Source organism: Tsukamurella paurometabola DSM 20162 (assembly GCF_000092225.1).
GTDB classification, from domain to species: domain Bacteria; phylum Actinomycetota; class Actinomycetes; order Mycobacteriales; family Mycobacteriaceae; genus Tsukamurella; species Tsukamurella paurometabola.
Window position 1 is genome coordinate 4,355,491 of sequence record NC_014158.1, and the last position, 24,428, is coordinate 4,379,918.

The following is a 24,428-nucleotide window of genomic DNA, read 5'->3' on the forward strand; positions in this document are numbered from 1 at the left end:
CCGCCGAAAGCGCCCGCCGAGGCGAACACCGTCCGGCCAAAACAGCGGCGTGGCGTTCGCGACGTCAACCGGCCAGTAGCATCGGGGGGTGACCTCCGCAGAATCCGCCGACACCCCGGGACGCCCGCAGCGCCCGGGTGCCGCCGGCGACTCTGCAGGCGGCGGGGCCCCCCGGCCGCGGCGCCGGCGTCGCCGCGGCGGCCGCGGGCGCTCCCGCGCGCAACTGTCCGCGGTCACCGATCAGGCCCCCGACACGCAGGCACCTGCGGCACCGTCGGACCCCGAGCAGAAACCGCGTTCCGGGCGCACCGATAGCTCCCCGAAACAGAAGCGGACCGCCGGGCAACGCAATCGCACCCGTCCCGACCAGCGCGTTCGCACGGTCCGCGAGACCTCTGCGGGCGGTCTGGTCGTGGCCGGGCTGGACGGAACGGGCGACGACCTGCGGGCCGCACTGATCGGCCGCGTCGACCGCCGCGGGCGCACGCTGTGGTCGCTGCCCAAGGGGCACATCGAGGTGGGCGAGACCGCCGAGGTGACCGCCATCCGGGAGATCGCCGAGGAGACCGGACTCACCGGCTCCGTACTCGCGCCGATCGGCAAGATCGACTACTGGTTCGCGGTCGAGGGCCGTCGCGTGCACAAGACCGTGCATCACTTCCTCCTGTCCTGGGAGAGCGGCGATCTCTCGGCCGAGGACTACGAGGTGTCCGAGGTGGCCTGGGTTCCGCTCGCCGAGCTGAGTTCGCGCCTGACCTACTCCGACGAGCGCAAGCTGGTCGCCGCCGCGCGCACCGTGATCAGCGATCTCACCGCCGACCCGGACGAGCTGGCGGCCCGCGTCGCCGCCGCGCCGCGCAGCGAGCCCTCCGCGTACGAGCGCGCGGCCGCCGAGCGCAACGCCGTCCGCAACGATCCCCCGAAGCCCCGCCGGCGCCGCGGCGGTCGACGGTCCCGGGGCCGGCGCGGCAGCGGAGGCGGGAGCGGACAGACGTGATCCGGTCGGCCCGCCTCCTGTGCGTGCTGACGCTGCTGGTCGCGATGAGCGGCCTCGCCGCCCCGAGCCGGGCAGGCATGCCCGACGCGCAATTCGTCCGGATCGCGATCGCCGAGATCACCCCGCAGGTGACCGCCGACTCTCCGAACGATGTGACGGTGCGCGGCACCATCACCAACTTCGGTGACCGCGATGTCAGTGACCTGGAGGTGCGGGTGCAGCGCGCCCCGGCGATCGCCGCCTCGTCGCAGTTGCGCAGTGACCTGGTCGCCGATAACAACGTCTACGACACGATGGGCCGGTTCCAGCCGGTGGCCTCGGTGCTCAAGCCCGGGCAGAAGTCCGAGTTCACGCTCACCATCCCGGTCCGCAGGGACCGCACCACCACCGGCCCCACCCTCGCGATCGACCGGCCGGGGGTGTACCCGCTCCTGGTCAACGTGAATGGTAAACCCGCGTACGGCGGCGTCGCCCGGCTCGACGATTCGCGCACCATGCTGCCCGTGCTCGCGCTCCCGGACACCGACGGTGCCGGCGGCTCGCCGGCGGACGGCGAGCTCGACAAGCCGGTCACCAACTCGCCGGCGCAGATGACGGTGCTCTGGCCGCTCGCCGACAATCCCAAGCTCGCCGGCGGTGTCCCGGGCGGTGGCGACGCGCCGGTCCGACTGGTCGACGATGCACTCGCCGGTTCGCTTGCGGCAGGCGGACGGCTCGACGGCCTGCTGGCCGCGTACGAACAGGCCACACGTGGCCCCGATCCCCGGCACACCGCGATGCGCGCGGGCTCCTGCCTGGCGATCGACCCCGACCTGCTGGTCACCGTGCAGGCGATGACGGGGCCGTACCGGGTGAGCCGCAATCCGGCGGATCCGCGAGGCCCGACCACGGCCGGGACCGGATCCGACGAGGCATCGGCGTGGCTCGCCCGGCTGCGCCAGGTGGCCGAGGACTCGTGCGTGGTGGCACTGCCGTTCGGCCAGGTCGACCTGGAGGCCCTGGGCCGTTCCGGTGAGCCCTCGCTGCAACGGGCGGCGCTGGGCAACTCCGCCGACGTGATCGATTCGGTGCTCGGGGTGAAGTCGGTGCGGGGCGTCACGCTGCCCACCTCCGGGCTGCTTCTGGGCGACGGTGCGCGACAGTCCGTGGCGTCCGATAACTCGGCCGCCGTGGTGGCCGCGACGGCCGTCGGCGCCCCCGCGCGGGGCCGCGCGAGCGCGAACGGCATCGTCCCGGTGGGACAGGGGATCGGGGCCGCGCTGTTCGACCCGTACGTGACCACGGCGCTGGCCGCGCTCGGCGGGACCAACGGCAACGCGGAACGCGGTGTGAGCCCCGGCGCGGCCGGATCGACACCGCAGTCGGTGACCTTCGACCTCGACCAGGAGTCCGAGGTGTCCCGCCGGCAGGCCGCGGTGGGCGCCGTCACCGCCGCAGCGCTCGACCCCACCCAGCGCTACGCGCCGCCGAACGGCTGGGCCGCCACCACGGCAACCGACCCGGTCGCCACGGTCACCGGCCGCGCCTCGTTGATCGTGCCGCCCCAGGTGTGGGCCGCCGGCCCGGACGACGCCAAGGCCATCCTGGATGCGGCGTCGTCACTGTTCACAGCCGGTATCGCCGGCCCGCGCACGTTCCGGGACGTGGTGGCCTCGGCCCAGTCCGCGGGGCGCGACCCGGCATCGGCCGCCGATCCCTGGACGCTGCGGCAGCCGACCGGCACCGTCGCTTCCCGGGTGCCCGACCGGATCGTGACCGACGCCGCCGACCACGTCCGTCAGGTGGACCGGCTCGGCGCGGCCCTGATGCCGCTGCCGAAGACCCCGCTCACGCCACGGGTGTACACCTCGCCGCTGCGCGAGGACGCGGTGCGGGCGCTGCGCTGGTCGCCCGCGCGCGCGGCGGTCGACGGTGACGCCACCATCCGGATGACCGCCGCACGGGCCTCGCTGTCGGCGCAGCTGTCATCGGTGAACATCTTGTCGCCGGGCGGCACCTACACGCTGGCCTCCGATAAGTCGCCGCTGTTGCTGGCCGCCCGCAACGATCTGCCGTTGCCGATCCGAACGGTGATCAAGGTGGGCGCTCCGGACGGGTTCGCGATCGATGCCTCCGAAGTGCAGGAGCTACCGGCCCGCGGGACGCGGCAGATCGAGCTTCCCACCACCGCGAACGACTCCCGGCAGGTGGCGGTGCAACTCTCGCTCCGGACCACCAGCGATATGCCGCTGGGCGAGCCGATCCAGATCTCCGTGCACTCGAACGCGTACGGCCGGCCCCTGTTCTGGATCACCTGCGCGGCGGGCGTGCTGCTGGTGCTGCTGTCGGGTCGCCGGCTGTGGCGCCGGTTCCGGGGCCGTCCCGACCGCGCGGACGCCGACCGGCCGCCCGCCGACGAGCACGAGCGGCGTCTGGCGAACAGTTACGCTGCACACCGGAACCCCACCCCGCCGGAGCAGCCGTCCGGCACCCCGGACCCGAAGGACCCATGAGTCGCGCCGAGCCTCGGCACATTCCGCCGCGCAAAGGCACCGTCGCCACCGACGCCGGTGGCAGCGACGACGGTGGCACGTCGAGTCTGCTGCGTTCGACCGGCTCCGTCGCCATCGCCACTCTCACCTCACGCCTGACCGGCTTCCTGCGGACGGTACTGCTGGCCGCGATCCTCGGCGGGGCCGTCTGGTCGTCGTTCACCGTCGCCAACCAGATGCCCCAGCAGGTCTCCGAGCTGGTGCTGGGCCAAGTGCTGGCGGCGCTGGTGATCCCGGTGCTGATCCGCGCCGAGATGGAGGACAAGGACCGCGGTCAGGCCTTCTTCGAGCGGCTGTTCACCATGTCGCTGGTGATCCTCGGCGGGGCGCTGATCATCGCGATGCTGATCTCGCCGCTGCTGGTCGGCTGGCTGGTGGGCAAAGCCGACAGCCAGGTCAACGCTCCGCTCACGCAGGCACTCGTCTATCTGCTGCTCCCGCAGCTGGTTTTCTACGGGCTGTCTGCGCTGTTCACGGCCGTGCTCAACACCCGCGCGGTGTTCCGGCCCGGTGCCTGGGCGCCGGTCGCGACCAACGTCATCCAGATCGGCACGCTGGTGCTGTTCTACCTGATGCCGGGCGAGCTCACCCTGAACCCGGTCGAGATGAGCGATCCCAAGCTCCTCGTCCTCGGGCTCGGAAGCACTCTCGGCGTGATCGTGCAGGCCTGTATCCAGCTGCCTGCACTGAAGCGCTCCGGCATCAAACTCCGGCTGCGTTGGGGTGTCGACGACCGGCTCAAGCACTTCGGCGGTATGGGCGTGGCGATCATCGCCTACGTCTTCATCTCGCTGCTCGGCTCGTACCTGGTGACCCCGGTCGCCGCGGCGGCCTCGGAGACGGGGCCCGGTGTTTACGCCAACGTCTGGCTGGTGTTGCAGCTGCCCTACGGTGTCCTCGGCGTCGCGCTGCTGACGGCCGTGATGCCGCGCCTGTCCCGGCATGCGGCGGAGGGGAACCGCACCGCCGTCGTCGACGACCTCTCGCTGGCCACCCGGATCACCATGGTCGCGCTCGTCCCGGTCGTGGCTTTCGCCACCGCGTTCGGCCCGTCCATCGGGCGCGCACTGTTCAACTACGGCCAGATGTCCGTCGCCGAGGCCAACCACCTCGGTACGGCCATCTCGTTCGAGGCATTCGTCCTGATTCCCTACGCGATGGTGTTGATCCATCTTCGGGTGTTCTACGCCCAGGAGCGGCCCTGGACACCCACGTTCATCGTGCTCGCGATCACCGGGGTCAAGACCGGTCTGTCCTATCTGGTGCCGCAGTTCGTCGATGACGGCAACCGGGTGGTGGAGTTGCTCGGAACCGCGACCGGTCTCGCGTACGCGGCCGGAGCACTCGTGGGCTGGATCCTGCTCCGCCGGAATCTCGGCCGGATGCAGCTGACCAATGTGGCCCGCACCCTGCTCCAGACCACCGCGGTATCCGCCCTGGTCGTGGTCACCGTGTACGCGATCATGCACGTGAGTGTGCTGCAGAAGCTGGACAAGAGCGGACCGCTCGGCGCGCTGATCTACCTCGCCCTCGCGGGCGTGCTCTCCATGACGCTGATCTACGCGCTGCTGGCTCTGTGGCGTGTGCCGGACGTGCTGGCGATCCTGGCACCTCTGCGCCGCATCGCGGGCCGGTTCGTGCCCGCCCTGCGGCCGGCGGCACCGTCGGCGCCCGCACCCGCGCGCGAACCCGCCGAGGCGGTCACCGCCGAGTTCCGGCTCGAGGAACTCGAGCGCTTCGCCAGCCTCCGGCAGGAGGAGATCACCGCCCAGATGCCGAGGATCGCCGACGATATCGGCCTCCCGTATGCTGGCCAAAGCCATGTTCCCCGGCGGTCGGAGGCACGTGCCGACAATCCGACCACTGGTCTCAGGTACCGCAGAAGAGGAGCATTCGCAGTGACCGAGGACGACTCCGCACGCCCCACCGGACCCGCAGCCCCGGGCACCGGTCCGATGCCGCTGCCGTCCACCCCGCAGCCCGCCGCCGGGCAGCCCGGAGCGCCCGCGCCGATCGACGGATACGACGATGCGCCGCGCGGCCCCCAGCTGATCCCCGGTGCCGTTGTGGCCGGCGGCCGCTACCGGCTCACGGAGCATTACGGCGGCATCCGCGGTCTCCAGTTCTGGCAGGCCCGCGATATCAACCTCGACCGCGATGTGGCACTCACCTTCGTCGACTCCGAACAGCGCGAGCCGGTGCCCGAGCGCGGCGCACAGATCAGTATGCGCGGCGAGGGCCCGCAGTCGATTCTCTCCCGCACGCTGCGCCTGGGCCGCGTGCATTCCAACGGCCTGGCCCGCGTGCTCGACGTGGTACGCGGTAGCTCCGGCGGCATCGTGGTCGCGGAGTGGATCCCCAGTTACTCCCTGGCCGACGTGGCCGGAACCCACCCGTCGGCGATCGCCGCCGCGAAGGCGGTGCGCTCACTCGCCAGCGCCGCCGAGGGCGCCCACCGGGCAGGTGCGGCGCTGTCGATCGACCATCCCGACCGGGTCCGGATCTCGCAGGACGGCAACGCCTTCCTGGCCTTCCCCGGCACCCTGGCCGATGCCACCAAGGAGTCGGATGTCCGCGGCCTCGGTGCGGTGCTCTACGCGCTGCTGCTGGAGAAGTGGCCGCTGGACGAGACCACGGGCCGCATCGTGACCACCGGCTCGGGCACCGTATCCGGCCTGCAGCAGGCCGACGCGGATGCCGCCGGTAACCCCGTCGAACCCCGGGATGCCAAGAGCGACATCCCGTTCGAGATCTCCGCCGTCGCCACCCGCACCCTCGAGGGCGGGCAGGGCATCCGCACCGCGGCCACCGTGCAGCAGTTGTTGGATCAGGCCTCGGTGGTCGATGTGAAGACCGACCTGCTGGCCGCAGTGCGCGACGATGCGCCCGCCGCGGCCCGGCCCGCCGCCGCGACCGCCGCCCCCGCCGCACAGCAATCGCTGCAATCGCGGCCCACACCGCCGAAGCGGGTGCAGACCGGCAAGCGGCCGAAGAACGTTCCCCTGCTCATCATCGCGGCCTGCGCCGTGGTGCTCCTGTTGATCATCGGCCTCACGCTGCTGATCAGCAGTCTGACCAGTGAGAAGGACACGCAGTCCGGTGTGGGTTCGTTGTACCCGGCGGGACAGAGTTCGTCCACCATCGCGGCGCCGGCGGCGCCCGGGATCGGTTCGCCGGTGAAGGCGACCGCCGTCTCACTGGTGGACTTCTCGTCGAACAAGGACTCGGCGGTGAACATCGGCAACGTCCTCACCGGCCAGGAGCCCGCGTGGAAGACCGACACCTACAAGGCCGGACCCGTGTTCGGAAACCTGAAAAAGGGCGTGGGACTGTTGATCACGCTGGACAAGCCGGTCTCGTTGACCGGTGGCGCGATCACCTCGCCGAGTGCGGGATCCACGATCGAGGTACGCACCTCGTCGAAGGAGACGGTGAAGTCGATCGACGAGACCTCGGTGGTCTGGTCGGGCACGCTGCGTCCGGGCGCCAACAACTTCCACGTCAGTGCGGTGGCACCGCGCACGAAGTACGTGGTCGTGTGGATCACCGGCCTCACCAAGGTCGAGGGCAACGACTGGTACACCACGATCAACCAGGTGTCCTTCCAGGGCACGTAGCAGCCTCCTCGTCGGGCACCTGCACCACCAACGGCCGCGACCGTGCCGCATCGCGGTAATCGAGAAACCTTATCTGCCAACCGTTCCGGGTGCGCATCGCGGAGTCCACCCGCACATCCTGCGGAATCCCCTCGCTCCGCGTCCGTTCCGCGGCCACCCGCACCGCCTCGGCCGGCGTGCGGCCGGGCACCCCGTCAGTACGCGGTCCGCTGCCCGACCACTGGGTCAGGCCGAATCCCACCAGTCGCTCCCAACTCTCGCGAATCGTACGTTCGGGCACCAGGGCTCCGAATGCCGCCTCCCAGGATGCGGTGTCGAGCCATTCGTACTCACTCATGCGCACCAGATGGAACATCGCATCCTCGACGGCGGGGTCGTCGAAGCGGGCGGCCAAGGCGGCTGCGGTGGTGCCGGTCGACCGGATCGGCGGCAGAGGCATTCCCGGCTCCGGCCCGGTAACGCAGCTCCACCGGCCGTGCGCCCAGAACGCCGCCCATCCGAAGTGACCGGCGCGCACCCGGTGATCGAGCATCGTCGCATGGTGCGCCCACGTCGGGCCGCGGCCGAGCAGTTCGTCGGCCGACGGAGCCCCGGGTACCCGCCAGCCGGCATCACCGCAGGACAGCACCGCCTGGTCATCGGCGAAGCACGCAAGCGTCGCACCGGCGCTGGAGGAGGAGTCGTATCGAGCCACCCACCCCCGCGCAGACGGTGATCCCGGAGCCCGCGAACCGTCGACCGTGACCCGGAACGGCAACGGTGCGCCCGCCGCGCCCAATACCGGTTCCGCCGCTGCGAGCACGCACCAGCGCGCGTAGATCACGCGCAGCAGCTCGGCACATGCGTTCATGTGCCGAGGGTGCATCCCCTCGCTGAAGCACCCCTTGGCAACCGCTTGGACCCGAACCCACTGTCCGGAAGCCGCCGGAATCCGTCAGTGCGGGACGCTACGGTGCGGGGGAGCGGACCATGGACGACAGGGACGGAACGAGATGGACTCAGCGGAGGACGACGGGGTGGTGGTGGGTCCCGACGGACTGGCCCGGCCGGCGTGGGCGATGGTCGACGAGCTGCAGCGGGAGTACTACGACACGGAGTGGGGCATGCCCGTGCGGGACGAGCACGGCCTGTTCGAGCGGATCAGCCTGGAGGGCTTCCAAGCCGGCTTGTCGTGGGCCACTGTGCTGCGTAAGCGGCCACGGTTCCGGGAGGTGTTCGACGGCTTCGACCCGGACGTGGTGGCCGGCTACGGTCCGGGTGATGTGGAACGACTCATGGCCGATCCGGGCATCATCCGGAACCGGCAGAAGATCGAGGCCACCATCGGCAACGCAGCGGCCACCGTGGCCCTGCGCGCCGACGGCGGCCTGGTCGATCTGATCTGGTCGTTCCGGCCCGAACGTACTCCCGCGCCGCGCACCATGGCCGAGGTCGCGGCCACGTCCCCGGAAAGCGTGGCGCTCTCGAAAGAACTACGGCGCCGTGGTTTCCGGTTCGTGGGCCCCACCACCATGTACGCACTGATGCAGGCGGTCGGGATCGTCGACGATCACCTGGTGAGCAGCCACCGGCGGGGTAGTTCCGGGGTGTGGACCTAACGGACGCTAGGCGCCGTTTTCGGCGGAGACGTGCCCGTAGCGGTGCCGGGTGGTACTCACGGCCTGCTCGCGCAGCATGGTGAGCAGTTCCCGGCGGCCCGACCAGAGCACCGGGGCCCGCAACACGCTGTGACCGTGTGCGGCGGCCGCCGCCAGGACCGAGGGCTCCGGCTGTCCGAGTACGCGGATCCGGATCGCCTCGCCGCGCTCGGCGAGGGAGGCGGCGTACTCATCGGCGGTGTGCACGGGTTGGCCGGGGGCCCGCTCGACCGCGTCGGGATCAACGGTCACATCGAGTCGGGTACCGGTCTGCGCGGCCGCGAGTTGCAGGCGCACCAGATCACGCGGGGCAGCTCCGGGCCCGACCCGCACCTCCAGCTTGGGCAGCGGCCGGTAGCGGAAGTCGTTGCCCTCGCACGCCAGACCGGTGGGATCGTGCTCGAGCCCGAATTCGGCGTCCCAGGCCCGCTGGTCGGAGGCGGCGGCGGCGTGCAACCAGCGCACGTCGGCGGCGGAGAGATGCTGCGCGGCAGCGATGATCCGCTCACTGAACAGCGTGCGTGCGCTCGCGGGCACGTCGGGATACTCGGTATCGGACCAGCGGCCGAATTGGGCCACGTAGTTGGGTCCGCCGGCCTTGGCGCCGGGGCCGATGGAGGAGCGCTTCCAGCCGCCGAAGGACTGTCGCTGCACGATCGCGCCGGTCATGTGCCGGTTGATGTAGAGGTTTCCGGCCTCCACTTTCTCCCGCCAGTGCGCGATCTCCTCGGGGTCGAGGCTGTGCAAGCCCGCGGTCAAGCCGTAGCCGGTCGAATTCTGCAGGCGCAGTGCATCATCGAGAGTGGCGGCTCGCATGATGCCGAGCACCGGGCCGAATAATTCGGTGGTGTGGAACCAGCTACCCTCGGCCACCCCGTCGAGCACGCCGGGGCTCCACAGCCGGCCCGCCTCGTCGAGGCGGCGCGGCTGCACCAGCCAATGCTCGCCCGGTCCGGGCTCGGTGAGCCCACGCAGTAGCTTTCCGGCGGCCGGTTCGATGAGGGGACCCACGCTGGTGCCCAGGTCGGTGCCGGGTCCCACAGTGAGAGTGCGCACGGCGTCCTCCAGTTGGCCCAGGAACCGCTTCGACGTGCCGACGCTGCCGACGGCGATCACGAGCGAGGCCGCGGAGCACTTCTGCCCGGCATGGCCGAACGCCGAGCGCACCAGATCGTTGACCGCGAGGTCGGGATCGGCTGCGGGCGTGACGATCATGGCGTTCTTACCGGAGGTCTCGGCCAGCAGGTCGAGCTCGGGACGCCAGCCGCGGAACAGGGCCGCGGTCTCGCTGGCGCCGGTGAGGACGACGGCATCGACCTCGGGGTGCGTCACCAGACGGCGGCCCGCAGCGGCCTCGTCGGCGTTGACCAGTTGCACCAGCTCGCGCGGGATGCCTGCAGCGTGCAGGGCCGCGATCGCAGCGGTTCCGCAGCGCAGCACCTGCGGTGCGGGCTTGATGATCACCGCGGATCCTGCGGCGAGCGCGGCGAGCACACCGCCGAGCGGGATCGCCACCGGGAAGTTCCACGGCGGGGTGACCACCACGAGCCGGTGCGGGGTGAACACTGCCTCGCCGTCGGCGTGATCGGCCAGATCCAGCGCGCTGTGGGCGTAGTAGCGGGCGAAGTCGATGGCCTCGGAGATCTCCGGATCCGCTTCGGCCACGGTCTTTCCGGCCTCGTGCGTCATCACGCCCAGGAGCTCGCCGCGGCGGCGGGCGAGTTCGTCGGCGGCGCGCTGGAGGTGCTCGGCGCGGTCCGCGGGGGAGAGCGCCGCCCAGGCCTCGCGGGCCCGCAGTGCGGTATCGACCGCGGTGTCCACGGCAGCCGTATCGGTGACCTGCGGGGGCGGGGTCACGGTGACCGGGGCGGCAAGCGCGGCGCGGGCCCACGCCCGGTTGCCCGGGGTCGACGGGTCGGTATCGGGTTCGCCGACGAAGCGGTCACGCCGGGGTTCGATCGGGTCGTGTGCGCGGTCCTGCACTCGGTTCGGGGTGTCCTGCACCTCGGAGCGGCGGGCGATCGCGGTGCGGAATCGCTGCTCCTCCAGCGGGATCGCCGCGGGATCGGGGCTGAACATCGAGTACAGGAAGTTGTCGCTCGATGAGTTCTCCTCCAGCCTGCGCACCAGGTAGCTCACGGCCACGTCGAAGTCGCCGGAGTGCACCACCGGGGTGTAGAGGATCAGCGAGCCGACGTCGGCGCGCACGGCGGCGGCCTCCATCGGGGCCATACCCTGCAGCATCTCCACGTCGAGTTGACGCTGCACGCCGCGGCGTTCGGCGAGCTCGACGGCATAGGCCACGGAGAAGAGGTTCTGTGAGGCCACGCCGATCCGCAGGGCGTCGGCGTTCTCGGGGCGCAGCGCGGTATCGAGCAGGCGCAGGTAGTCGGCGTCCACATCGGCCTTGGTGCCGTAGGTGGCCAGTGGCCAGTCGTGCAGTTCGGCGTCGACCCGCTCCATCGCCAGGTTGGCGCCCTTCACCAGACGTACCTTGACCGGGGCGCCTCCCTCGGCCACGCGCCGGCGAGCGAACTCCAGCAGTCGATCGAGGGCTCCGGGGGCGTCGGGGAGGTAGGCCTGGAGCACGATTCCCGCTGTCAGGCCACGGAATTCGGGCTCATCGAGCAGCGCGGTGAACACCTCCAGGGTGAGGTGCAGGTCTTTGTACTCCTCCATATCGAGGTTGACGAACTTCCCTCCGTCCCGGGCGGTGCGGTACAGCGGACGCAGCCGCTCGACGATGCGGTCGCGGTTGCCCTCCAGGTCCCAGGGGATCAGCTGGGCCACCACGGAGGACACCTTGATGGAGACGTAGTCGACCGCGGGGTCCGCGAGCAGCTCGTGCGTGCGGCGCAGCCGGCTGTCGGCCTCGCCCTGGCCGAGGACGGCCTCGCCCAGCAGATTGAGGTTCAGTTGCACGCCCACCTCGCGGGCACGGTCCAGGCGGCGGCGCAGCTTGTCGCCGTCGGCGTCGAACACCAGGTGCCCCACCAGCTGCCGCAGCCGGGCACGGGCCACCGGCATGGCGATCGACGGTGCGATACCGGCGGCGACGGTGCCCACCCGCAGTAGCGCGGAGTCGACGCCGCCCATGAACGCGGCGGTGGAGCCGTCGGTGGGGGAGACGAGCCGGCGCAGTGCCTTGGCGGCCACGCGGTCGTCCTCGGGCCGCGCGACCTGATCGACGAATCCCATGGTGAACTCGACGCCGTTCGGATCATGGAGCAGCGCAGCGAGACTGGACGTGGCGGCGGCCTCGCGGCGGCCTACCTCGGTGGGTCGCGGGCCGCGGCTGGTGCGCAACCACCGATCGGCGCGGGTAACCGCGGCATCGACCACCGCGGGATCGTCACCGGCGACCATGGCAGGGGGGAGTGAATGAGGAGAGAGGTCAACCATGAGAGGCCTCCTGAAGCTCGACGCGGGATGAAGGAGAATCCACAGCGACGGGTGCGCCACCTGGCCTGCTGAGCATCGTAACGCCCGGCATGGGGACGCACCAGGGTGTTGAGCGAGGGCACCGATCGGCGTTTGCGGTCGCAGTATCATGATGTGGAAATGCAATTAATCGAATTGCAAAGAAAGTCTCCGCATCTTCTCGACGCCGTCCTAACATCCGTTCATGACAGACCGGGGGAATGTCGCCTCGCGGTACCGCGACTCGGGGGAGTCGGATGCGGTGTCCGGGGGTTCGCCGAGGACCGTCCGTGATCGCCTGCAGCAAGCCCGGGTGATCGACGAGCCGGACGAACTGCTGCTCGATCGTGCCGCGCGCGGGGACAACGGTGCCTTCGCTGTGCTCTACGAACGGCATCGGCGCCAGCTCCTGGCGACCGCTCTGCGCACCATCCGCACTCATGCCGACGCCGAGGACTGCTTGCAGGACGCGATGCTCCGGGCCTACCAGCTCTCGCCCACCTTCCGCGGCGACTGCAAGGTAGCCAGTTGGATGCACCGGATCGTGGTGAACGCCTGCCTCGACCGCGCTCGTCGCAACCAGATCCGGCTCGCCCTGCCGATCCCGGACGATCTGAGCAACTTCGCCTCCGATGAGGGCCGCGGCGCGGAAGATCTGGATCGGCGGCTGTCGGTGGACGCGGCGCTGCGGCTGCTCCCCGAGGACCAGCGGGCGGCGGTGATCGCCGTGGATATGCACGGGCTGTCGGTCTCGCAGGCGGCCGAAGTGCTGGGCGTGGCGGTCGGCACCGTCAAGAGCAGGCGTGCCCGGGCGCGGGCCCGCCTGGAACGCCTTCTTCTGTGATCCGTATTCTTCCGGGGCGCAGTGGAATTCGTGTGTGGTTCCGTCCTGCACAATGTTCTGTGAAACCAGTGGGAACCGATCGGGTAGCTGGTGCGTCCAATTCTTGAGAGGAGGTGACGCGGATGTCGACAGGCCCGGATCGCCCGGACGCGGGTGCCGATGACGACCGGACGAGCGACCGCACTGCTCGGATCCTCGGCGGCGCCACCGCCGCGGACGGCTCCCTCGACGACCTCGCGGGCCGGCGGCCGCGCACCGGCTCGGCTCGCGAACGGTCCGCTCGCCTCGATGAGGCGCTGGCCCAGTACCGCGACACCACCTACGCGACCTGGACCGCCCCCGGTGGCCCGGTCGATGTCTCACCGCTCGCCGACCGCAGGATCATCGCCGAGCTGCGGGCGGCTCCCGCTCCCTCGCTGCCGAGTAAGCGGCTTCGCTACGCCGCCGTGGGCGTCGGTGCCGTCGCCGCGTCGGTACTCGCCGTGGTCGTCGCATTGAGCACGCTCGGCCAGCCCGGCACCGTCGAACCCGACGACGGTGTCCTGCTGGCCGCGGCGACACCCGGCGGAGATCGCGGGGTTCTGGCCGACGACGCCGCCTTGCACCGGTGCCTGGATGCCGCGCGGGTACCCGCGGCCAAGCGCACCGTCCTCGGCGCGGGGTCCGTCCAGGTCCGCGGGAACACCGCCACCGTGCTGCTACTACCCGGTCCCACGCTGGGCGATCTGACCCTGCTCGCGGTCTCGCCGACCTGTGCCGACGGCGCGTCGTCAGCGGTACTCGTGACCCGTACCCTCGCCGCCGCGGGCCGCGCCGCGCCGCAACCGCCCCGCACGCCGTAACCTGGACCGGAACGATCGCGGGAACATCCGTACCCCCGGGACCGTTGGCACCTGATGTCGGCCCGGCCGGGCCGGATACGTTTTTCTCTCGAGGCGGGTAGGTAATGACTGCAGCTGGCACCGATATCGCGGACGTGATCATCATCGGATCGGGTCCCGCGGGATACACCGCCGGCGTGTACGCCGGGCGCGCCGAGCTGAAGACCATCCTGTTCGAGGGCACCAACTTCGGCGGCGCGTTGATGACCACCACCGAGGTGGAGAACTACCCCGGTTTCAAGTCCGGGATCATGGGCACCGAGCTGATGGACGAGATGCGTGAGCAGGCCATCCGCTTCGGCGCCGACCTGCGCATGGAAGACGTGGAATCCGCGCGGCTCGACGGCGAGATCAAAGAGGTCGTCACCTCCGAGGGCAGCTACCGGGCTCGCGCCGTGATCCTGGCGATGGGCGCCGCCGCCCGGTACCTGGGCATTCCCGGCGAGGAGGCCCTGCTCGGCCGCGGCGTGAGCGCCTGCGCCACCTGCGACGGCTTCTTCTTCCGCGACCAGGACATCGCCGTCGTCGGTGGCGGCGACTCGGCGATGGAGGAGGCCCTCTTCCTCACCAAGTTCGCCAAGTCCGTGACGCTGATCCACCGCAGCGAGAACTTCCGCGCGTCGAAGATCATGCTCGACCGCGCCCGCGACAACGAGAAGATCCGCTTCCTCACCGATACCAAGGTCACCGCGGTGCAGGGTGAGAAGTCGGTCGAGTCGCTGGCCATCGAGAACACCGTGACCGGCGCCTCCGCCACGCTCGAGGTGACCGGCCTGTTCGTGGCGATCGGCCACGACCCCCGCTCCGCACTGGTGGCCGATCAGGTGACCGTCGACGAGGAGGGTTACGTCCAGGTCGAGGGACGCAGCACGGCCACGGGTGTGCCCGGCGTCTTCGCCGCGGGCGATCTGGTGGACCACACGTACCGGCAGGCGATCACCGCCGCCGGCAGTGGCTGCTCCGCCGCGATCGACGCCGAGCGCTGGCTGGCGCATCACCGCGAAGCCGCGGTCGCGCAGTAAAGCACCCTTCCCCCAAACCCTTTCGAGCCGAAGGAACCATCATGGCCGACACCACCACCGCCACTGTGACCGTCACCGACGCCGACTTCAAGGCCACGGTGCTGGAGTCCTCCAAGCCGGTCCTCGTGGACTTCTGGGCCACCTGGTGCGGCCCGTGCAAGATGGTCGCCCCGGTGCTCGAGCAGATCGCCGCCGACCACGCCGACAGCCTGGTGGTGGCGAAGGTCGACGTGGACGCCAATCCCGCCGCGCCGCGGGACTACCAGGTGCTCTCCATCCCCACCCTGATCCTGTTCAAGGACGGCGAGCCGGTCGCCAAGCTGGTCGGTGCGAAGAGCAAGTCGGCGATCCTCAAGGAGCTCGAAGCCGTCCTGTAGTTGCGGCGCTTCGGTTGGTCCGTGAGCCGGGCGGGCCGTATCGTGTACTCGATTCGGCCCGCTCCGGGCCGACCACGTAGCGACTGAAGGACAGGACATGCCCCGCATCAGCCTCGGCGATCACGGCGGAGCCGTAGCCGAGATCCGCGGCATCCTCGCCGATCAGGGATTCCTCCCGGACTACGTCGCCCCCCGTGAGCTGGTCAGCAACGGATGGACACTGCCGGAGGCGGTATTCGACCGCCGGCTCGACCACGCCACCCGCGCCTTCCAGCAGCAGCGCGGCCTGCTGGTCGACGGGGTGGTCGGTCCCGCCACGTACCGCGCGCTGCGGGAATCGACGTACCAGCTCGGCGCCCGCACGCTCAGCTACATCGCCTCGGCGCCCCCGTCGGGCGACGATGTGGCCGCGCTGCAGGCCCGACTGCAGAACCTCGGTTTCTACGCCGGCATGATCGACGGTCTGTTCGGTCCGCAGACGCACCTGGGCCTGTCCGCCTACCAGCGCGAGTTCGGACTGGTCGCAGACGGTATCTGCGGTCCCGCGACGCTGCGCTCGCTCACCTTCCTCGGCTCCCGCGTGACCGGCGGTTCGCCGCATGCGATCCGCGAGGAAGAGCACGTGCGCCGCTCCGGGCCGCGGCTCTCGGGCAAACGGATCGTCATCGACCCGGGCCTCGGCGGCCCCGACCGGGGCATCGCCATCCAGGGCCCCGACGGCCGGATGGTCACCGAGGAGGAGATCCTCTGGGACCTCGGGTCCCGTCTGGAAGGCCGGATGGCGGCCGCGGGCATGGAGACCTACCTGTCGCGCCCACGCGGTATGGACGCCACCGACAGCACTCGCGCGTACACGGCGAACACCTTCGAAGCCGATCTGATGATCGCGTTGCGCACCGCGCACTACCGCAATCCGCGGGCCCGCGGTGTCGCGTCGTTCCACTTCGGTAACACCCATGGCGCGAGCTCCAACATCGGCCGTAACCTGGCCGGTTTCATCCAGCGCGAGATCGTGGCCCGCACCCCGCTGGCGGACTGCCACTACCACGGCCGCACCTGGGACATCGTGCGTCTGACCCGGATGCCCACCGTGCAGATCGACGTGGGCTACGTGACCAACCCCGAGGACGCCGCCGTACTGGCCTCGCCCGATATGCGCGACACCATCGCCGAGGCGATCCTGGTCGCCGTCAAGCGCATGTACCTGCTGGGCGAGAACGACCGGCCCACCGGCACGTACACCTTTGCCGAGCTGCTCGCGCTCGAGGAGACCGCGGACAAGTAGTCCGCAGCCGGGCCTGATCGGCCCGTCGCGGCTCTGTCAGTCCTCGGCGCGACACACGGGCGCGGCGGGGTCTTCGGTGCCCTCCAGCGCCTCACGCAGCGCGGCCTCGGCCGTGCCCGCCGCGAGTAACTGCTCCAGTGCGTGTTCCACACCGGCCTTCCAGCCCAGACCCTCGGAGAGTTCGAGCCGCATCCGGGGATAGCGGTGATGCGGTGCCACCGTTTCAAAGCCCATCCGCTCCAGGAAATCGGCATCGGTCAGCGGCGCTGTCTTACACCCGCAGGCTCCGCAATCAATCTGTGCCGCAACGCTTTCCGTGCTCTGTCCCACGGGTGTCAGCAACCCGAATGCCTCCACTGCACGCACACCGCGACGCACGAGATCGGTGCACACCGCGGTCACCAGTTCTTCGCGGACCCGTTCTTCGACACCGGGCTCCGCGCCCACCCAGGTGAGCAGCACGGCGTCCGGGCTCACCGGCGCTGTGGGGAAGGTGCCGGCGCGGGGCACGCTGCGGGGTGGGGCGTAGAAGGCCACTCCGACGAACCGCGAGGTGCCGTCCGGTGCATGAGCGATCGCCACCTGCCCGCACGATCCCCATTCGAGCATGAGCATCGAGAGCCAGGCCTCTTTGTCGAATTCGGTGTCCATGAGGGTCTCGGCCTCGGGTGCCACCTCCCAGTACACACACCGGCGCACGTGCTTGGGCAAGTCATCGAATCCGCCCAGAGTGAGGGGAACGATCGTCAGGGCCATGGCGTGGCTACCGTCCGGACAGCAGGCCGACGATGCGCTCGAGGTCATCGGCGGAGCCCACCTCGACCACGATCTTGCCCTTGCGCTTGCCCATCGACACGGTGACCTTGGTATCGAGCCGATCGGCGATGCGGTCGGCGACGTCCCGCAGGCCCGGGTCGGCCTCCTGCCTCCGCTTGGGTGCGGGAGGGACGACGGTGCCGTCCCGGTTGGCCAAGGTCACGGCCTCCTCGGTCGCGCGCACCGACATCCCCTCGGCGATGATGCGGGCGGCCAGTGCCTCCTGCGCCTCGGTCCCGCCCTCCAGCGCGAGGAGCGCGCGCGCATGGCCGGCGGAGAGAACGCCGGCAGCGACCCGTCGCTGCACGGCCACCGGCAACCGGAGCAAGCGGATGGTGTTGGTGACCACGGGCCTCGACCGGCCCAGGCGGGCCGCGAGCTCGTCGTGTGTCACGCCGAACTCCTCGAGCAGCTGCTGATACGCGGCCGCCTCCTCGAGTGGGTTCAACTGCACCCGGTGGATGTTCTCCAACAGGGCGTCGCGGAGCATATCGCCATCGGCCGTCTCGCGGACGATGGTGGGGATGGTCTCCAGGCCGGCCTCCTGGCTGGCCCGCCAGCGCCGCTCTCCCATGACGAGCTGATACCGCACCTCGCCCTGCGGGCGGGGGAGCGGGCGCACCACGATCGGCTGCATGAGCCCGAACTCGCGGATCGAGTGCACCAGTTCGGCGAGCGCCTCCTCGTCGAAGACGGAGCGCGGCTGCTGCGGGTTGGGCTGGATGGCCGACGGTGCCAGCTCGCGGTAGACGGCACCCACCGCATCGTCGGACGGTGCATCGCCCGGCGACGCGGCTCCGGCGCCGGTCGCCCTCTCGGCGGCGGTGCCCTTCGCGGACGGCGCCTGTTTCCCCGGCTTGGCGCCGATCACTACATCGGCGGCGGCGTTGCCCAGCCGTGGCCCCTCATCGGGTCCGGTGGGGATGAGGGCTGCGAGACCGCGGCCGAGACCGCCCTTCTTCTGCGTCGCCATGATCAGACCGCCTGCTCTGCGCCGCGGTATGCGAGCTCACGGCCCGCATCGAGATAGCTCATCGCTCCGCGGGAACCGGGGTCGTAGTCGAGAACGGTGGTGCCGTACCCCGGGGCCTCGGAGACCTTCACGCTGCGGGGGATCGTGGCGCCCAGGACCGCGTCGCCGAAGTGATTACGCACCTCGGCGGCCACCTGGTCGGCGAGCTTGGTGCGCGCGTCGTACATCGTGAGGAGCACGGTGGAGACGTGCAGATCCTTGTTCAGGTGCGACTGCACCAGTTCGATGTTGCGGAGCAGCTGGCCCACACCCTCCAGCGCGTAGTACTCGCACTGGATCGGGATCAGTACCTCGCGCGCGGCGACCAGAGCGTTCACCGTCAGCAGCCCCAGCGACGGCGGGCAGTCGATGAAGATGTAGTCGATATCAGCGTCGAGCGAATCCTTGAGCGCGTTCTTCAGCCTAGTCTCGCGGGCAACCATACTGACGAGTTCGATCTCCGCTCCCGCGAGATCGATAGTCGCCGGCACGCAGAAGAGATTGGGGGAGTGCGGGCTCTGTGCCATGGCCTCCGCGAGTGTGGTCTCGCCGAGGAGGAGTTCGTACGTCGACGGGACGCCCGAGCGATGGTCGACACCCAGCGCGGTGCTGGCATTGCCCTGCGGATCGAGATCCACCACGAGTACCCGAAGCCCTTGCAGCGCGAGCGCTGCAGCGAGATTGACCGCAGTGGTGGTCTTACCGACACCGCCCTTCTGATTGGCGATGGTCAGCACCCGCTGCGCCGCCGGTTTAGGCAGCGTGCCGGCTCCTCCCGGGGTGAGTACCTGGCTGGCACGGCGGGCCGCCTCAGCGATGGGGGTGTCGTCCTCCGTGGTTCCACGTGAAACGTCGTACCCGGATTCGTGATCAGTCACGCGCTCTCCTCAGCTTGATACCCCCATCCTAGTGACTCGTCCCAGTACCGTCAGCTTCGCATCCATCACCCCGGGGTACCCGCAGTTCGGCCCCTGCTCCACGGCTCACGCTGGGCACAGACTCTCGAGTTTCACGTGAAACTCGTGCCTGCGGTGGAGGGAGAATCCCGTGGGACGGGGCCGTGGGAGTGGTCCGCTCGGCCGCGTGCCGTCTCTTCCTCGCGCGGTGCGGCGGGCTTCCCCGCGCCGACTCCGTCCGCGAGGCGGGCTGCCCTGTCATCCACCCCGGGGCGCTCCGCGGCACCACATCGATCGGCACGGCGTCGGCGCGTGCTCAGATGACTCCCACTGCTGTCCTCATATCGACACCACCGCAATGCGCTATGAACGACCGACACCCGAGTTCTCCCCGGCGCAGAGGTGCCCGGCTACTTCCTCTGCTCCACACGGACTGAGTCCGCCGTGCTCTAGTCCAGCGCAACGATCGTTCTGCGTTCCTGAACCGCGGTCGTGCCAGAGGTGAGCGCAGCCGCGGTCATTGGGACCACGGCGTCAGGGAAAACGGCGCGGGCTCCGGTTCCGGGGTCTCGATTGCGCGGACGGTTGGACTGCGTTTCACGTGAAACGCGGCCCCATGCCCCAGCACGACCGGGCCGTCCCGATATGCCCGGGGACGGAGTCGTTCGCGGAGCGATGCCGGCGATGGCTCTCCGCAACGCGCACACGGGCACCCTCAGCCACGGACTATCGAGATGGTCCACCCATCCCCACGGTGCGCGCCGGGTGCCGGCGCGTGCACGTCTCCGGCTCCGCGATCCACCCGCAGTCCAGCACCAGGCGACTGTCGCATCGCCGCACTCGGCGTCACCGCTCGGTCACCGCGCGCGCCCGCTGCGATCGGCTTCCCGTCCGGTCCAGCACGCTAGGTACCCACCCCGACGACGGATGCCTGGTCCCCGAAGGCAGAATTCTGGTACTTCCGTACTCAAACTCGGCTGGCGAGGTCACCAACGGCGACGACACCGAAGGCCGCACCGTCACGTGTCGTAATCGCCCGTGGGTGGTCAGGTTCAACCACATCGTGTCCGAAAAGACCGGTTTCGATCAGGCCCGGCGTCGCGCAGACTTCCCGGACGTCCCGGTGCGCCGATACGCGCGCACCACCGTGGTCGGCGGATCGACGATACCCTCGCCGCACTGAACCACCTCCGGATCGCACAGTCCGGCCCGGGCGAGCACCGAAGCATGCTCCTCGATTTCGTCTCCGGCGCGCGACCCCTTCAGGGCAAGCAGTCGGCCGCCCTCGCGGAGGAGGGGAGCGGACCACGGCGCCAGCTTCGGGAAACCCGATACGGCACGCGAGGTCACCGCGTCTGCGCCGCCCGCCGCCTGCACTACCGAACGCTCCTCAGCCCGTCCGCGAACCACCCGGACATTGGGCAACCGCGGGCCGCAGAACTCCTCGAGGAACACGGCTCGCCGCAGCAGCGGCTCGACGAGGATCACCTCGACATCGGGCCGCGCGATCGCAACCGGGATACCCGGCAGTCCTGCGCCGCTGCCGACGTCAACCAGAGTCTCACCGGCCTCGACGAGCTCGCCGAGCACGGCACAATTGAGCACGTGTCGCTCCCACAGGCGCGGCACCTCACGCGGCCCGATCAGGCCCCGGACCACCCCGTCGGTTGCCAGCACATGGGCGTACTCCTCGGCCAAGGGAAGGCGGTCGCCGAAGACCGACGCCGCACCGGCGGGAGCCGCAGGCAATTCCTCGATCACCTCGTCCGGTGTCGTCGCCGCCGCGTCCGCGTCCCGCCGTTCCACGTGAAACCTCCGAATCACATCCATGTCATTGTGCGACGTGTCGCCGCATCACAAACGACGATGGGCCCCAGGCGCTCGGCCCGGGACCCATCCATCGCTGCGCTCGCTCCAGTCTAGGTGCTGGGCAGAACCACGACGCGACGGTTCGGCTCCGCGCCCTCGCTCTCGGAACGCACACCGTCGACCTTGGCCACGGCGTCGTGCACGATCTTCCGCTCGAACGGCGTCATCGGCTTGAGCGACTCCTTCTCACCGCTGGCCACCACGCGGGCCGCCACCTCGGCGCCCAGCGCGGACAGACGCGCACGCCGACCGGCCCGCCAGCCGGCGACGTCGAGCATGAGTCGACTACGGTCACCCGTGGATTGCTGCACCGCGAGGCGAGTCAGCTCCTGGAGCGCGTCGAGCACCTCACCGCGCTGACCGACGAGCTTCGTCAGATCGTCGCCGCCGTCGATCGCGACGATGGCGCGGCCACCCTCGACATCAAGGTCGATATCACCGTCGAAGTCCAGGATGTCGAGCAGCTGCTCGAGGTAATCAGCAGCGATCTCGCCCTCTTCGACCAACTCGTCGTCCTCGTCGACGGCGGTGTCGGCGGATGCCGGTGCCGCTGTGGTCTTCTCGTCCTCGACAGTCACGTCGTCAGACATACGTACTCCTTGTGAATTCAATCGGTAGGGGTTCGGGGCGGCTCAGCGCCGCTTCTTGCGCTGTTGCTGATTGCGCTGCCGCTGGCGTGCATTACCGGAGGGGTGCTGCTGCTTGGGCTTCGCACCCGCAGCCGGCTTCGCACCGGCGGCCGGCTTCGCACCGGTGGAGGGCTTCGACGGTGCCTGCTCAGCGTCGGCATCGTCGCCATCGGCGTCCGTCGCGGCCTCGGCAAGCTTCGCGGCTTGCGCGGCACCCTTCTTCGGCTTGGCACCGGGCTTGGGCGCGTTCTCCGCGCGCTTCTCCTGCGCGAGCCGCTTCTTCTCCTCGTCTTCCTTGTCCAACTTTCCGAAGACGATGTGCTGCTGGCAATACGTCCAGATGTTCTGGGTGACCCAGTAGATCAGGATCGCGACCGGTAGGAAGAAGCCACCGACGAGCACACCGATGGGGAAGACCCACAGCATGAGGCGGTTCATGATGGCCGTCTGCGGGTTGTCCAGCGAGGCGACGGGCTGGCGCGCGATGGAGGCACGGGCGTTGAAGTGAGTGGCCAGCGCCGCAACGATCATCAGCGGCACCGACAGCGCCAGGATCTGCCACTTCTCGAAGTTCGGCGCGATGTAATCGTTGTTGATGTTGACCGGCATGAACGCCTGGAACTGTGCCACCGGCTCCTGCACGTAGGACGAGAGCGGTACGCCGAACAGACGTGCGTCCAGGAAGCTCTGCACGTCGGTGGCGGAGAAGAAGTAGTTCGCGGTGTGCCGCGTCTCGTACGCCGTCATATCCGGCGAGCCGAACATCTGGGTGGCGCCGCCGGCCATCCGGTTGAACGAGCGGAGCACGTGGAACAGGCCGATGAACACCGGAACCTGAAGCAGCGCAGGCAGACAGCCCAGCAGAGGGTTGAAGCCGTGTTCCTTCTGCAGCTTCTGCATCTCCAGGGCCAGCTTCTGCCGGTCCTTGCCGTACTTCTTCCGCAGCGCCTGCATCTGCGGCTGGAACTCCTGCATCTGCCGGGTGGTCCTGATCTGCCGGACGAACGGCTTGTACAGGATGGCGCGCAGGGTAAGCACCAGGAAGATCACCGAGAGGGCCCAGGTGACACCGCTATCCGGGCCGAGGCCGGGAATCAGGGAGAAGAGCTTGTGCCAGACCCACATGATGCCCGAGACCGGGTAATACACGTAGTCCAGTGATAAGGGATTGAACACGTCCGTGGTGCTCCTTGTCGTTCTATTGCACGAGGTTTCGGGGCGCGGCGGGCATATCCGCGCGGGGCAGAGGCGCTACTGCGGGACGGGGTCCCAGCCGCCTCGGTGCCAGGGGCCGCATTTGAGTAGGCGAATGGTACTGAGGTACACACCCCGCAGCGCTCCGTGTCGGCTCAGGGCTTCCACGGCGTATTCGCTACAGGTGGGCATGAATCGGCAGGTGGGTGGCCGCATCGGAGAGATCCAGGTGCGATACCACTGCACCAATCCGATCAGCGTGCGACGGGGCAGCTGCCGCATCGTGGACGGCGCGCTCACAGGGCACCCAACTTGATCAAGCCCGAACGCAGCTGGGCCGCAAGCTCATCCGAGCTCTCGTCCGTCGCGGTGCGCAGTGCCCGGATCACCACGAGGGCACCGTCGTCGAGTTCGTCGACCAGCGTCGCGGCGGCGGCACGCAACCGGCGCGCCACAGCGTGGCGGGCCACGGCATTGCCCACCGCCTTGGAGACGATGAGACCGACCCGGGGAGCCGGAACCACCGGCATGGAACGGTTCCCGGACACGACGAGGCCCGGCACCCGCTCGGAAGCGGTTGCCGGGCTAGCAGTCTCGAAAGCCATCGCCGGTTGGGCGGGATTCATCACATGCACGACGATCGATCGGCGACCCACGCGCCGGCCACCTTTGATCGCCGTCGCGAAGTCACGCGACGAGCTCATCCGGTAGCGGGCGGGTAGCACTGCGGGGTCTGCCTTCGTGTCGCCTTTGCACGAACGCCACCGCGTCCTGAGTGGCTCAGGGACCGCGGTGGCGCCGTGGATCGATGAATCAGGCCGTCAGCTTCGCGCGACCCTTGCTGCGACGCGAAGAGACGATGGCGCGCCCGGCACGGGTGCGCATACGAAGACGGAAGCCGTGAACCCGCGCGCGGCGACGGTTGTTCGGCTGGAACGTCCGCTTGCCCTTAGCCACGGTGACACTCCTTGTTCGGTGCGGTGGCGCTCGACGCGCCACCGGATTGGTGGACGGAAACTCTCGGCGACACATGAAGCTCGACTTGAGGTCGAACTCGCCCGACGGATCGGTGTGCGCACAGACCGTCCAAGACTACTTATCCCGCTTGACAAGGTCAAACCGCGACACCGTCGAGGCAGTGACGCACGTCACGATGAGGGTCGGGCGACACGCCGATCTGCATTCGCGTCCCACACTGTCCTGCGAGAATGTGCTTCGTGTTGAGGAGTCCGCTCCGCTCTGTTAACTTTGCCGAATGCGATTGCTGAGCACGACCACGGCCGTCCGTGGCATCGAGGCACGGCAGCACCGGGCCCGACGGGACCTGGCGTGTACCGGGCTACGAGCGGCACCGTAGCGGGCCCGCTCCGCACCGCCTGCACCTACGCAGCGAGAACGATT

General features: G+C 69.6%; 20 protein-coding genes. 9 read left to right on the top strand and 11 right to left on the bottom strand.

Going from position 1 to position 24,428, the window contains the following annotated elements; genetic code table 11:
- Positions 1–88: 88 nt before the first annotated feature.
- From TPAU_RS21110 to TPAU_RS21120, 3 genes are read left to right on the top strand one after another with little or no spacing between them, the layout of a single operon-like run.
- Positions 89–997, top strand: a complete 909-nt coding sequence (locus tag TPAU_RS21110; protein ID WP_013128781.1) for an NUDIX hydrolase — start codon at positions 89–91, stop codon at positions 995–997.
- Positions 994–3,489: a hypothetical protein gene (locus TPAU_RS21115; RefSeq protein WP_013128782.1), complete on the top strand. Its 2,496-nt coding sequence runs from the start codon at positions 994–996 to the stop codon at positions 3,487–3,489. The genes TPAU_RS21110 and TPAU_RS21115 overlap by 4 nt, the downstream gene beginning before the upstream one ends.
- Complete coding sequence (locus tag TPAU_RS21120; protein WP_013128783.1) at positions 3,486–7,145, top strand: murein biosynthesis integral membrane protein MurJ; 3,660 nt, start codon at positions 3,486–3,488, stop codon at positions 7,143–7,145. Before TPAU_RS21115 ends, TPAU_RS21120 begins: the two co-directional genes overlap by 4 nt.
- Here the strand turns inward: TPAU_RS21120 and TPAU_RS21125 are convergent.
- Positions 7,117–7,995 (bottom strand): hypothetical protein, encoded by an 879-nt coding sequence (locus TPAU_RS21125; RefSeq protein WP_013128784.1) that lies wholly within the window; start codon positions 7,993–7,995, stop codon positions 7,117–7,119. The genes TPAU_RS21120 and TPAU_RS21125 overlap by 29 nt on opposite strands.
- Positions 7,996–8,137: 142 nt before the next feature.
- Here TPAU_RS21125 and TPAU_RS21130 point away from each other — a divergent pair, with 142 nt between their 5' ends.
- Entirely contained in the window at positions 8,138–8,743 is a 606-nt protein-coding gene (locus tag TPAU_RS21130; protein ID WP_013128785.1) for a DNA-3-methyladenine glycosylase I, read from the top strand.
- Positions 8,744–8,749: 6 nt separating this feature from the next.
- Here TPAU_RS21130 and TPAU_RS21135 read toward each other — a convergent pair whose 3' ends face one another.
- Positions 8,750–12,148: a bifunctional proline dehydrogenase/L-glutamate gamma-semialdehyde dehydrogenase gene (locus TPAU_RS21135; protein ID WP_041944532.1), complete on the bottom strand. Its 3,399-nt coding sequence runs from the start codon at positions 12,146–12,148 to the stop codon at positions 8,750–8,752.
- 259 nt (positions 12,149–12,407) lie between these two features.
- Here TPAU_RS21135 and sigM point away from each other — a divergent pair, with 259 nt between their 5' ends.
- The 5 genes from sigM (at position 12,408) to TPAU_RS21160 (ending at position 16,611) form a co-directional block, all read left to right on the top strand.
- Positions 12,408–13,046 carry an RNA polymerase sigma factor SigM gene (sigM, locus tag TPAU_RS21140; protein WP_013128787.1) on the top strand — a complete coding sequence of 213 codons (639 nt, stop codon included), beginning with the start codon at positions 12,408–12,410 and terminating at the stop codon, positions 13,044–13,046.
- Positions 13,047–13,168: 122 nt separating this feature from the next.
- On the top strand, positions 13,169–13,888 hold the full coding sequence (locus tag TPAU_RS21145; protein ID WP_013128788.1) for a hypothetical protein: 720 nt from the start codon (positions 13,169–13,171) through the stop codon (positions 13,886–13,888).
- Between the two features lie 104 nt (positions 13,889–13,992).
- On the top strand, positions 13,993–14,949 hold the full coding sequence (gene trxB / locus TPAU_RS21150; protein WP_013128789.1) for a thioredoxin-disulfide reductase: 957 nt from the start codon (positions 13,993–13,995) through the stop codon (positions 14,947–14,949).
- A 41-nt stretch (positions 14,950–14,990) separates the two neighbouring features.
- Positions 14,991–15,326, top strand: coding sequence for a thioredoxin (gene trxA, locus TPAU_RS21155; protein ID WP_013128790.1), 336 nt, complete (start codon positions 14,991–14,993; stop codon positions 15,324–15,326).
- 97 nt (positions 15,327–15,423) lie between these two features.
- Positions 15,424–16,611, top strand: a complete 1,188-nt coding sequence (locus tag TPAU_RS21160; protein WP_013128791.1) for an N-acetylmuramoyl-L-alanine amidase — start codon at positions 15,424–15,426, stop codon at positions 16,609–16,611.
- Between the two features lie 36 nt (positions 16,612–16,647).
- Here the strand turns inward: TPAU_RS21160 and TPAU_RS21165 are convergent, their stop codons facing one another.
- From TPAU_RS21165 to rpmH, 9 genes are all read right to left on the bottom strand, one after another.
- On the bottom strand, positions 16,648–17,367 hold the full coding sequence (locus TPAU_RS21165) for a hypothetical protein (protein WP_013128792.1): 720 nt from the start codon (positions 17,365–17,367) through the stop codon (positions 16,648–16,650).
- A 7-nt stretch (positions 17,368–17,374) separates the two neighbouring features.
- The gene (locus TPAU_RS21170) at positions 17,375–18,400 is read right to left on the bottom strand and encodes a ParB/RepB/Spo0J family partition protein (RefSeq protein ID WP_013128793.1); all 1,026 of its coding nucleotides are present in this window, start codon (positions 18,398–18,400) and stop codon (positions 17,375–17,377) included.
- Between the two features lie 2 nt (positions 18,401–18,402).
- Positions 18,403–19,317, bottom strand: a complete 915-nt coding sequence (locus TPAU_RS21175; RefSeq protein WP_013128794.1) for a ParA family protein — start codon at positions 19,315–19,317, stop codon at positions 18,403–18,405.
- 1,104 nt (positions 19,318–20,421) lie between these two features.
- A complete protein-coding gene (rsmG, locus tag TPAU_RS21180; protein WP_083773904.1) occupies positions 20,422–21,165 on the bottom strand; it encodes a 16S rRNA (guanine(527)-N(7))-methyltransferase RsmG in 744 nt (247 codons plus the stop codon).
- A gap of 89 nt (positions 21,166–21,254) precedes the next feature.
- On the bottom strand, positions 21,255–21,794 hold the full coding sequence (locus tag TPAU_RS21185) for a Jag family protein (protein ID WP_013128796.1): 540 nt from the start codon (positions 21,792–21,794) through the stop codon (positions 21,255–21,257).
- Positions 21,795–21,836: 42 nt separating this feature from the next.
- Positions 21,837–23,009, bottom strand: a complete 1,173-nt coding sequence (yidC, locus tag TPAU_RS21190; protein WP_013128797.1) for a membrane protein insertase YidC — start codon at positions 23,007–23,009, stop codon at positions 21,837–21,839.
- A gap of 75 nt (positions 23,010–23,084) precedes the next feature.
- Complete coding sequence (yidD, locus tag TPAU_RS22595; protein WP_013128798.1) at positions 23,085–23,309, bottom strand: membrane protein insertion efficiency factor YidD; 225 nt, start codon at positions 23,307–23,309, stop codon at positions 23,085–23,087.
- A 14-nt stretch (positions 23,310–23,323) separates the two neighbouring features.
- Complete coding sequence (rnpA, locus tag TPAU_RS21195) at positions 23,324–23,752, bottom strand: ribonuclease P protein component (RefSeq protein ID WP_013128799.1); 429 nt, start codon at positions 23,750–23,752, stop codon at positions 23,324–23,326.
- A gap of 88 nt (positions 23,753–23,840) precedes the next feature.
- Complete coding sequence (gene rpmH, locus TPAU_RS22600) at positions 23,841–23,984, bottom strand: 50S ribosomal protein L34 (protein WP_013128800.1); 144 nt, start codon at positions 23,982–23,984, stop codon at positions 23,841–23,843.
- Between the last annotated feature and the right edge of the window lie 444 nt (positions 23,985–24,428).

Coding starts and splice junctions, on each gene's coding strand:
- TPAU_RS21120 (WP_013128783.1), top strand. CDS start 3,486: ATGAGTCGCGCCGAGCCTCGGCACATTCCGCCGCGCAAAGGCACCGTC.
- TPAU_RS21125 (WP_013128784.1), bottom strand. CDS start 7,995: ATGAACGCATGTGCCGAGCTGCTGCGCGTGATCTACGCGCGCTGGTGC.
- TPAU_RS21130 (WP_013128785.1), top strand. CDS start 8,138: ATGGACTCAGCGGAGGACGACGGGGTGGTGGTGGGTCCCGACGGACTG.
- TPAU_RS21135 (WP_041944532.1), bottom strand. CDS start 12,148: ATGGTCGCCGGTGACGATCCCGCGGTGGTCGATGCCGCGGTTACCCGC.
- sigM (WP_013128787.1), top strand. CDS start 12,408: ATGACAGACCGGGGGAATGTCGCCTCGCGGTACCGCGACTCGGGGGAG.
- TPAU_RS21145 (WP_013128788.1), top strand. CDS start 13,169: ATGTCGACAGGCCCGGATCGCCCGGACGCGGGTGCCGATGACGACCGG.
- trxB (WP_013128789.1), top strand. CDS start 13,993: ATGACTGCAGCTGGCACCGATATCGCGGACGTGATCATCATCGGATCG.
- trxA (WP_013128790.1), top strand. CDS start 14,991: ATGGCCGACACCACCACCGCCACTGTGACCGTCACCGACGCCGACTTC.
- TPAU_RS21160 (WP_013128791.1), top strand. CDS start 15,424: ATGCCCCGCATCAGCCTCGGCGATCACGGCGGAGCCGTAGCCGAGATC.
- TPAU_RS21165 (WP_013128792.1), bottom strand. CDS start 17,367: ATGGCCCTGACGATCGTTCCCCTCACTCTGGGCGGATTCGATGACTTG.
- TPAU_RS21170 (WP_013128793.1), bottom strand. CDS start 18,400: ATGGCGACGCAGAAGAAGGGCGGTCTCGGCCGCGGTCTCGCAGCCCTC.
- rsmG (WP_083773904.1), bottom strand. CDS start 21,165: ATGGATGTGATTCGGAGGTTTCACGTGGAACGGCGGGACGCGGACGCG.
- TPAU_RS21185 (WP_013128796.1), bottom strand. CDS start 21,794: ATGTCTGACGACGTGACTGTCGAGGACGAGAAGACCACAGCGGCACCG.
- yidD (WP_013128798.1), bottom strand. CDS start 23,309: ATGCGGCAGCTGCCCCGTCGCACGCTGATCGGATTGGTGCAGTGGTAT.